Here is a 3,651-nt window from a genome sequence, read left to right on the forward strand (position 1 = left end):
AGCAACCCGCTACCTACCAAACTACCTGGGCTGGCGACGGGCTTTTGAACAGCACCAACCACTCACACCGGAAATGCTGCTGAATGCCGCCCTGGGGAATTTTCAATATTTAACGGTGACATAGCCACAAAAAAAGGGGCAGATGCCCCTTTTCAAACGCTTTTACCTTGAAAATTTTAAGCTGTTAAAGTTTTCAAACCCGTTTTACGGGTTGAAATGCCAATCAAACCTGCGAGTGCAGAGCCAAACAGCCAAATAGCAGCTGGAAAAGGTACTTCACTAACAGCAGTTACTAAGTACTGCTGGCCAACCTTATCGACAATGCCAGTCAATTGCAGGCTGTGGGTCGTACTCAGGGTACCCAATCCTTGCCAACGTTGATTCAATGCATCAAATGTCATCATCATACTATCCATGCTAATGGATGATATCGAGATGTTTTCATTCAACAACTCAATGACATAGGCAACGGCATGTGAGGGATTTACCGAAGAGAAATTATAACCATGAGAAAACGCGCCTTTAATCAGCCCAAAGCCATAGGTGGCAGAGATTGTCTGGTTATTATTCAGGGTAATCTTGGCAGAGCCAGGCATGACTCCCCATGTCAAAGTCGCCGAAGAAGCAACCCCAGCAAATCCCATCATCATTAATAAAGCAAAAACCACACTAATTTTTTTCTTAAGAAACTCCAAAGTTAAAAATTATTACGTTCAGATAAAATAAATGGTTACAACCCGGCTTTCTTGATATGACTAAATAAAAAGATCCTTAGCTTTCCGTCCTTGCCTCACGACAGGTTTGGCTTTTATCGTCCTTGAACTGTGCCAACCCTCAGGTCGATCACGCATACCCACAAACTCTATTCATTGACCAGCAGCATCGCTGCTTAACTTATAAACCCTAGAGTGAGCGCGTGTGTTCTTTCACATTTCCTCAGTAGCCAAGCCACTGGTATATTGACTGACCTGCAAGAATAGCGTGTATTGTGGCCACCAATCTGGAGTCTATCGCTCGGTGGCAATAATTTGTAAACAGTTCCAGTGAGGTCGATGCTTTCCATGGCAAAAGTTTAGCTATTACCTTTGGGGTGGTTACCTATCAGTTCCACTGGAAGCGGGCGTCACCGGCTGAAATTGCCGTTCGGACGATTGACCAGAAGAACCCGGTTTATAGAATGCCTTCATCATCCAAACAATAGGCAACGCTGTGTATAAGGTTTGGATCGAGGTTATAAGGTTAAGCGCAATCTTCAATGGCGAGGTTTCGGAACCTAATGACTTATCGGCAGTGCCACGGAATTTAGGGGTTTGGCGCTTGGTAAGTTCGCCAATGATGAATCCTGTGCCGCTAACCAACAACAAGGTTGCCGGAGTGGTCATCTGTTGATGGATATTCCGCACCAGCGTATCGGTGCGCATTTCTATCCTCCGTTGACGGGTCAGCACCTGCCGCTCCGCAGCCCTGATTTGGTTCGTCAGAGAGTTGGCTTTGCTTCGATTTAAAAAGTTGGATGCCATCATTCCTCCTACTTAGTATCTCGGTGTCCTGGTGGGGTATGGTGAAGACTGCGGAGGGTCGCCGGGAACTGTAGATAACTACGCTCGCGGCGTATCACGCTAAATAGAATTAGCACCAGCAGCAGATTGAAAGCCACAGCAAGCAATATAGCGCTACTCGCCACAATACCATTCTCGACCAGTCTCAAAACAGCGGCAGCTACGAATCCAAACCACGCGCAACTCAATAAGACGGCGACCATTACTCCTGCCACGGTCATGGCTACCAGGCTCTCCCCTGCCCGTTGCGTCTCCAGCGCGGCAAGCAGGAAGCGATCATGGCTTAACCCAAGCAGTTCATGCCATAACGACTTCGCATCTTCTAGCGCACTGGAACCGCTCACGGTACCATTGCACGCTACAGTAGGCGTAGGCATCTCATCCTCAATGGTTTTTGAATCCATGTTAGACAGTCTAACGTGCGCTCAACAAGCGGCTCAGCAAAAAACCAGCCGCTACCGCGATACCCAAGGATGTGACCGGGTTGTCCTGGACATAACCGCAGCAATTCTTCATCAAGCGCTGCTCGGCATTTTTCAATTGCTCGCCTTTTTCGCCAAGCGCGTCTGCGGCCTGATTGGCTGCACTGGCGATCTTTTCGCCAGCTTCATGGGCGAAATTTGATGCTTTGTCTGTAGTATTCATGATAGTTTCTTCCTCTTTTTTAAGCCGTATGTTAATTACGGCGTTTGGGTTAATGATATTTGACTGCCTAACGTCCACTCAACACCCGGCTGAGCAAAAAGCCAGCGGCTACTGCACTACCCAACGACGTTATAGGATTGTCACGGGTATAATTTGTGTAATTTTTTCATCAAACGCTGCTCGGCTTTTTTCAGTTGCTGGCCTTTTTCGTCAAACGCGTCTGCAGCCTGATTGGTCGCACTGGCGAACTTATCAACTGCCTCATGCGCGGTAATTAGAGGCTTTGTGAATGGTTTTCATGATGGTTTCCTATTCTATTTGAGCCGCATGTCATTCTTGACTTCACTTACGCCGTTGACAGCGCGTGTGACTTCAATTGCTTTGCTAATATCGGCACGGGAATTCACGAAGCCACTCAATTGAACTTTACCTTTAAAGGTTTCAACGTTAATTTCCGCAGAACTTAAAGTAGGCTCATGCAAAATGGCCGCCTTAACCTTGCCAGTGATAACACTGTCGTCAACATATTCCCCGGTTCCCTCATGCTTTGGCGTTGATGCACAACCTGCAGCAATCAATAAGGTCAGAACCATAAAAAATGCCGAAATTAATCTAATAAAGTGTTTCATGAGTAAATCTCCAGTAATGCTTAAAAAAACCTAATAAGGGGTTTTAAGACTAAATGCCCAGTCAAGCGCCTTATACCTAGGTAAGAAAACAATCGTGACCAAGGATGAGTAAGTCACCTACCTAAGCCCAAGCATTCGGTGTGAGACTGGGGTGTACGTCAAAGCCTTGTAGACACTTTAGCCGCAAAAATATCCGTAGTCGGTACGGTAACGTACATAAAGGAAAAGTTGGATGCTGAAGGTAGGAATGCCTATCCATTCAAATTGTGTCAAACGAGTATTTGGATAGGTTAAAACATAATGTTAAATGAACTTGTGAAATACTTTTCAATAGTTGCACAAAAATCTTTTGCTGCAAGGTTGTTATGTGTGTTACCGTACAGACTAACGGTCAATGTTGCGATTATGCTACTTTATGATGTTGTTTAACAACATTAGTCACGGTAAGGAGTATTTTTAGAGAATGCCTCTACGTAATCGGAAGAGGCACTATATACTGTTTGCCTTAACAGGGTCGGTTTCAATATTTAAACGATTCACATAGCTATTCGGAATTGCCAACATAATGATGTGTTTTTATTGGTTCCCATTTTTTATTACACTTATAAGGAGAATATCATGTTGAAAAAAAATTTACTCGCCATTGTTTCATTAACCAGCATGGGTTTCCTGCCGATTGCACAAGCCGCCGATCAGTTCCTAGACAATCGTTGGTATGTCGCGCCTTTCGGCTCGTATGTGAATCCCGGCGGCGATAGAAATGCAGATAACGCTGGCTATGGTGCTGGCTTGGGCTTCGGCAAAATCATTGATGAACA

At 45.3% G+C, this 3,651-nt stretch carries 5 protein-coding genes, 2 pseudogenes and 1 riboswitch; of the genes and pseudogenes, 2 read left to right on the forward strand and 5 right to left on the reverse strand.

The genetic code is table 11. The annotated features are described in order from the left end of the window. Window positions 1-124: pseudogene (locus ACLQ6D_RS15015) on the forward strand (IS1595 family transposase); the annotation flags it as partial. A 52-nt stretch (window positions 125-176) separates the two neighbouring features. Here ACLQ6D_RS15015 and ACLQ6D_RS15020 read toward each other — a convergent pair. The 5 genes from ACLQ6D_RS15020 to ACLQ6D_RS15040 all read right to left on the reverse strand — a co-directional run bounded on the left by ACLQ6D_RS15020 (window position 177) and on the right by ACLQ6D_RS15040 (window position 2,833). Next, complete coding sequence (locus ACLQ6D_RS15020; RefSeq protein ID WP_411728124.1) at window positions 177-695, reverse strand: hypothetical protein; 519 nt, start codon at window positions 693-695, stop codon at window positions 177-179. A 33-nt stretch (window positions 696-728) separates the two neighbouring features. After that, a riboswitch (cyclic di-GMP riboswitch) is annotated at window positions 729-816 on the reverse strand. Between the two features lie 278 nt (window positions 817-1,094). Continuing rightward, the gene (locus ACLQ6D_RS15025) at window positions 1,095-1,520 is read right to left on the reverse strand and encodes a hypothetical protein (RefSeq protein ID WP_411728125.1); all 426 of its coding nucleotides are present in this window, start codon (window positions 1,518-1,520) and stop codon (window positions 1,095-1,097) included. A gap of 8 nt (window positions 1,521-1,528) precedes the next feature. Next, window positions 1,529-1,963, reverse strand: a complete 435-nt coding sequence (locus tag ACLQ6D_RS15030) for a phage holin family protein (protein WP_411728126.1) — start codon at window positions 1,961-1,963, stop codon at window positions 1,529-1,531. 10 nt (window positions 1,964-1,973) lie between these two features. Further along, entirely contained in the window at window positions 1,974-2,204 is a 231-nt protein-coding gene (locus ACLQ6D_RS15035; RefSeq protein WP_411728127.1) for a glycine zipper domain-containing protein, read from the reverse strand. Between the two features lie 314 nt (window positions 2,205-2,518). Continuing rightward, entirely contained in the window at window positions 2,519-2,833 is a 315-nt protein-coding gene (locus ACLQ6D_RS15040; RefSeq protein ID WP_411728128.1) for a BON domain-containing protein, read from the reverse strand. A 618-nt stretch (window positions 2,834-3,451) separates the two neighbouring features. On the opposite strand from ACLQ6D_RS15040, the pseudogene ACLQ6D_RS15045 reads away from it, so the two are divergent. Continuing rightward, window positions 3,452-3,651, forward strand: a pseudogene (locus ACLQ6D_RS15045) (OmpA family protein); the annotation flags it as partial.

The sequence above is a fragment of the Methyloglobulus sp. genome, from assembly GCF_046714055.1.
Taxonomy (GTDB): Bacteria; Pseudomonadota; Gammaproteobacteria; order Methylococcales; family Methylomonadaceae; genus Methyloglobulus.

Coding starts and splice junctions, on each gene's coding strand:
- ACLQ6D_RS15025 (WP_411728125.1), bottom strand. CDS start 1,520: ATGGCATCCAACTTTTTAAATCGAAGCAAAGCCAACTCTCTGACGAAC.
- ACLQ6D_RS15030 (WP_411728126.1), bottom strand. CDS start 1,963: ATGGATTCAAAAACCATTGAGGATGAGATGCCTACGCCTACTGTAGCG.
- ACLQ6D_RS15035 (WP_411728127.1), bottom strand. CDS start 2,204: ATGAATACTACAGACAAAGCATCAAATTTCGCCCATGAAGCTGGCGAA.
- ACLQ6D_RS15040 (WP_411728128.1), bottom strand. CDS start 2,833: ATGAAACACTTTATTAGATTAATTTCGGCATTTTTTATGGTTCTGACC.